Raw genomic sequence first — 4,393 nt, 5'->3', positions numbered from 1 at the left:
GCTTGGACGGCGACCGCGGGCGGCCGGCGACGGGCGGGCGGTCTTCGGCACCGGGGCGCGATCGCGACGGCGACGGCCGCCGTGGTCGGGATGCTGCCGCCCCCGATTCCGGTCCACGCCGCGATTCCGGTCCGCGCCGGGATGCCGCGCCCCGTGGAGGAGAGACGCCCGCACGTCGCGATGTCGTGCACGAGAAGCTCGACGCCGATGCGATCGCGCCGACCGAGGGCGGAGGCGCCACGTTCGGCGATCTCGGGCTCGGCCAGAACATCGTCAAGGCCATCGCCGACCTGGGGGCGCAGCATCCGTTCCCCATCCAGGCCGCGACGATCCCCGCGATCCTCGACGGACGCGACGTGCTCGCACGCGGGCGCACGGGCTCGGGCAAGACCATCGCCTTCGGCGCGCCGCTCGTGGAGAGCGTCCTGCGGTCGCAGGCGGGGCAGAAGCGCGAGATCGGCCGGCCACCGCGCGCGCTGATCCTCGCCCCGACGCGGGAGCTCGCGCTGCAGATCGACGCGACGATCCAGCCGATCGCGCGCAGCGTCGGCCTCTTCACCACGCAGATCTACGGCGGCGTGCCCAAGGCGCGGCAGCTCGGCGCGCTGAAGAAGGGGATCGACATCGTCATCGGCACGCCGGGCCGCATCGAGGATCTCGTCGAGTCGCGCGCGCTCGACCTGTCGCAGGTGCGCGTCGCGGCACTCGACGAGGCCGACCACATGTGCGAGCTGGGATTCCTCGAGCCGGTGCAGCGCATCATGCGCCGGACGCCCCGGGACGCCCAGCGGCTGCTCTTCTCGGCGACGCTCGACGGAGAGGTCTCGGCCCTGGTCGGCGAGTTCCTGACCGACCCCGCGGTGTACGAGGTCGCCGGCGAGACCCAGCGGTCGGGCACCATCGACCACCGGGTGCTGGTGGTCGACCACCGCGACAAGCGCGAGATCCTGCGGTCCCTCGTGGACCGCGACGGCAAGACGCTCGTGTTCACGCGCACGCGTGCGTTCGCCGAGATGCTCGCCGAGCAGTTCGACGAGGCCGGTATCCGCGCGCTGGCGCTGCACGGCGACCTGGACCAGGCCCGCCGTACCCGCAACCTCGAGAAGCTCACGTCGGGCCGCATCGACGTGCTCGTGGCGACGGATGTCGCTGCCCGCGGCATCCATGTCGATGACATCGATCTGGTGGTCCAGGCCGACGCGCCCGACGAGTACAAGACGTACCTGCACCGCTCCGGCCGCACCGGTCGGGCAGGCCGCGCGGGCACGGTCGTCACCCTCGTGACGCGGGCACGCCGCGATCGCCTCGCCGACCTGCTGGAGCGCGCCGACATCGAGGCGCCGTTCGACGACGTACGCCCCGGCGACGAGCTGCTGGAGGAACTCGCCGGTCGTTGACGCGTGCGCCCGGCGCGGCGCGCGGCTCGCTCGGCGAGAGCACACGATGTCGTCGAGGTGACCGGGCTCAGGTCTCGGGAGCAGCGCCGATCGACGCGACGAGTCCGGGATCGGCGCCGAGCGCGGTGAGGCGTGCGCGCAGCGCGACCTCCGCGCGGCGGTACGGCTCGGCGCTCGAGTAGAGCAGCGAGCGGGTGTTCGCGGCCTCGAGGAACGACACCATCTCGAACGTGAGCTGCCGTGCGTCGTCGAGGAGGGGGAGCTCGCCGGCTGCCATCGCGTGCTCGATGCTCACGGTGAGGTAGTCCTCCCAGTCGCCGGACGCCGCGACGATCGCGTCGCGGACGACGCCTGGTCTGGCATCGAACTCGACGGAGGTCGCGGCGAAGAAGCATCCACCGCTGAAGACGCGGTCGCGCGAGTACGCCAGCCAGTCCGAGATCAGCGCGCACACGCGGACGAGACCGCGAGGCGTGCGCGCGCGAGCCGGCGCGACCACCCGATCGATGAACACCTCTCGCGCGGCGGCGACGACGGCGAGCTGCAACTGCTCCTTGGAGCCGAACAGCGTCGCGATGCCGCTCTTGCTGTGCCCCGAGGCATCCGCGAGTCGCCCGATCGTCAGGCCGTCGAGTCCGTCGACGGTCGCCGTGTCGACCGCGTGTGCGAGCACCGAGCGCCGTGATTCATCGCCCCGGAGGCGACGGCGATCGACGGGTGCTTGTGCCATGGCGCCAGGTTACCGTACGATCGTTCGTATTCATAAGTACGATCGTTCGTATTCATCGGATCGGAGCATCATGAATCTCGCACTGACCGCCGCAGGGGTGACCATTCGAGGCGTCGCGGCCGTCTCGCCGGAGTGGGGAGCCAGCCTCGCGATGCCGCTGTTCGGCTCCGTGGCGAAGCCACGACCCGTCCGCCCCGACGACGAGGCGACGATGTGGCGCGCCTGCCGCCGCACCGTGCGGATCGCCGGCGTGGATCGCCGCGGCGTCGACGTCGACACCTATGAGTGGGGCAGCGGCACGCGCACCGTGCTGCTGGCGCACGGCTGGAACGGTCGCGCGAGCCAGTTCACGCCGCTTGTCCGCGAGCTCGTCGCCGGAGGCTGCCGAGTGGTCGCGTTCGACGCTCCCGCTCATGGCTCGTCGGCCGGCCGCCGCACCTACCTCGTCGATTGGCTCGATGTCTTCTCCGCACTGCAGCAGCGCTACGGCACCTTCGATGCGATGATCGGGCACTCGTTCGGCGGCCTCGCGACCCTCGTGGGGGTTGCCGGAGGAACGGATGCCGCGCGCGTCGTCACGATCGCCGCTCCGGCCGACGCCGACCTGCTGCTGAGCCAGTTCCAGAGCATGCTCCGCTATCCCGACGCGGTAGCGACACGGATGAGCGAACGCTTCGCGAGCCGCTACTTCCCGGGACAGTCCGATCCTTTCGCGTGGCTGTCGAGCGTGCGGCGCCCGCTCCCCGCTGACGTGCCGCTGCTCGTCATCCACGACGAAGGCGACCGCATGGTGCCGTACGCCGAGGCCGTTCGGATCATGTCGGCGCACGCCGGCGCCCGTCTGCTCGCGACGACCGGGCTCGGACACAATCGCATCCTCGTGGCGGATGCCGTGCTGGACGCCGTCCTCGAGCACGTCGAAGCGCCGTCCGCCGCTCGCACGTCGCCCGTTCCGTCCGGTGCGCGTACAGCAGCGGTCATGCCGGCAGCCGCGGCCGACGAACTGATCGCGGCATCCGTCGCCGCGTAGCGCGCGAAGCTCTGTGACTGGTCAGAACAGGCGAGCCGACGCCTCTGGGCCGGGAGTGCCGCGCGCAGGTGCCGCGCGCAGCGAGGCGGCCGCCGCGCGTCCTCGCGACGTCGTGACGATCGGCGGGGCGCTGCGCGCGTCCGCGCGATCGGCCAGGCCCGAGACCGGTGCGCCGCGCGGACTCTCGTCTTCGGCGCTCCCGTCGAGACCATGCACCCGAAGCAGGGGGCGCACGCGCTTGGCGAGCCAGGTGCGATAGGGCTTCGGAGCCGTGCTCGTCGCGCCCGGATACAGCCCTCGGTAGGACGACACGAGCTCGGGATGCCGCTCCGCGAGCCACTGCAGGAACCATTGCTTGGCGCCGGGGCGCAGGTGCAGCGCGCCGTAGACGACGCGGACGGCGCCGGCCTCCTTGATGCGGGTGAGTGCGTGATCGATCGCGGCGATGGAATCGGTGAGGTGCGGGATGATCGGCATCAGGAACACGGTGACGCGGAAGCCCGCCTCGGTCGCCGCCCGCACGGTCTCCAGCCGGGCGGTCGCGTTCGGCGTGCCGGGCTCGATGAGGTGCTGCAGCTCATCGTCGAACACCGCGATCGACATCGCGAGGGTGACGTGCACGTCGGCGGCGGCATCCTTCAGCATGGGGAGGTCGCGCCGCAGCAGCGTGCCCTTCGTGAGGATCGAGAACGGCGTCCCCGACTCCGTGAGGGCCGAGACGATCCCGGGCATCAGCTTGTACCGCCCCTCGGCACGCTGATACGGATCGGTGTTGGTGCCGAGCATCACGGGATCGCGCTGCCAGCTGCCGCGTCGCAGCTCTTTCCGCAGCACCTCCGCGACGTTCACCTTGACCACGACCTGGGTGTCGAAGTCCCGCCCCGCGTCGAGCTCGAGGTACTCGTGCGTCCCCCGGGCGAAGCAGTAGACACATGCATGACTGCAGCCGCGGTAGGGGTTCACGGTCCAGTCGAAGGGCATGGCCGACGCGCTCGGCACGTGGTTGAGCGCCGACTTGCAGAGCACCTCGTGGAAGGTGACGCCGGCGAACTCGGGAGTGGTCACCGAGCGCACCAGACCGTTCAGCTGCTCGAGGCCAGGCAGGGCCGCGGCATCCGCCACACCCAGTTCCTGTCCCTGCCATCGCATGAATCCATGAGAACAAAGCTTCGAACTTAAGTCAAGGCAGTGATAGCTTCGAGTAGAACATCGACGGAGCGGATGCCGCCTCGCTGG

4 protein-coding genes are annotated in these 4,393 nt (G+C 70.8%); 2 read left to right on the top strand and 2 right to left on the bottom strand.

The features are described from left to right. Positions 1 to 1,397, top strand: a 1,397-nt coding sequence (locus tag ACI3KX_RS21860) for a DEAD/DEAH box helicase (protein ID WP_404911067.1), incomplete at its 5' end; no start/stop codon positions are given. A 67-nt stretch (positions 1,398 to 1,464) separates the two neighbouring features. Here the strand turns inward: ACI3KX_RS21860 and ACI3KX_RS21855 are convergent. Then, entirely contained in the window at positions 1,465 to 2,127 is a 663-nt protein-coding gene (locus ACI3KX_RS21855; RefSeq protein WP_404911066.1) for a TetR/AcrR family transcriptional regulator, read from the bottom strand. 70 nt (positions 2,128 to 2,197) lie between these two features. On the opposite strand from ACI3KX_RS21855, the gene ACI3KX_RS21850 reads away from it, so the two are divergent. Further along, positions 2,198 to 3,157, top strand: coding sequence for an alpha/beta fold hydrolase (locus ACI3KX_RS21850; RefSeq protein ID WP_404911065.1), 960 nt, complete (start codon positions 2,198 to 2,200; stop codon positions 3,155 to 3,157). Positions 3,158 to 3,178: 21 nt separating this feature from the next. Here ACI3KX_RS21850 and ACI3KX_RS21845 read toward each other — a convergent pair whose 3' ends face one another. Next, positions 3,179 to 4,306 carry an Rv2578c family radical SAM protein gene (locus ACI3KX_RS21845; protein WP_363356414.1) on the bottom strand — a complete coding sequence of 376 codons (1,128 nt, stop codon included), beginning with the start codon at positions 4,304 to 4,306 and terminating at the stop codon, positions 3,179 to 3,181. Positions 4,307 to 4,393: the final 87 nt, after the last annotated feature.

This window comes from Microbacterium sp. ZW CA_36, from assembly GCF_044987475.1.
Taxonomy (GTDB): domain Bacteria; phylum Actinomycetota; class Actinomycetes; order Actinomycetales; family Microbacteriaceae; genus Microbacterium.
This window is presented reverse-complemented; position numbering and strand designations above follow the sequence as displayed.

Excerpts from the sequence above, each read along its gene's own strand:
- ACI3KX_RS21855 (WP_404911066.1), bottom strand. The coding sequence starts at position 2,127 with ATGGCACAAGCACCCGTCGATCGCCGTCGCCTCCGGGGCGATGAATCA.
- ACI3KX_RS21850 (WP_404911065.1), top strand. The coding sequence starts at position 2,198 with ATGAATCTCGCACTGACCGCCGCAGGGGTGACCATTCGAGGCGTCGCG.
- ACI3KX_RS21845 (WP_363356414.1), bottom strand. The coding sequence starts at position 4,306 with ATGCGATGGCAGGGACAGGAACTGGGTGTGGCGGATGCCGCGGCCCTG.